Origin of the sequence: Streptomyces beijiangensis, assembly GCF_017315755.1 — a bacterium.
Classification (GTDB): domain Bacteria; phylum Actinomycetota; class Actinomycetes; order Streptomycetales; family Streptomycetaceae; genus Streptomyces; species Streptomyces beijiangensis.
In genome coordinates, this window is record NZ_JAFLRJ010000899.1 from 1 (window position 1) to 491 (window position 491).

1 pseudogene is annotated in these 491 nt (G+C 75.2%); it reads left to right on the forward strand.

Annotated elements, in window-relative coordinates:
- Positions 1 to 491 (forward strand): annotated as a pseudogene (locus J0695_RS39770) (hypothetical protein); the annotation flags it as partial.

Below are 491 nucleotides of genomic sequence, written 5' to 3' on the forward strand. Positions count from 1 at the left end.
GCGGCGGCCCGGCAGCGGCCTCCGGACCTGGCGCTGGTCATCCCCATGGGCGGCGGGTCGCCGGCCTCGCTGAGTGAACGCGATCCCGATTTCGCGGTGCTGTCGGCCATGATGCGGCCGCAGAACGCGCATACGGAGCACGTGCCGGAGGGCTTCGAGCCCACCGTGCGGGCGACCGTGGTGTGGGGGCTGAGCGGGGTCGGCGGCTGGCCGCAGACCGACCGGGCGCCCGGCGGAGACACCGCGATCGAGCAGCAGGACCAGGTGATGGCGCCCGAGGACGCCTCGTCGGACACGGTCTGGGTCCGCTCGGACCCCTCGATCGTGAACGACGACGACATCCGCTGGCACCGGGTCCCTGCGGGGGTGCTCGACCTGCTGGACCGGCACCATCTGCTCGGCCCCGGCCGGCCGCCCGCCCGCCCCGATGAGGGCGGGGCGGACGGCTGGTGGTGGCTGATACCCGGGCTCGCCCTCGGGTACGGAGCGGC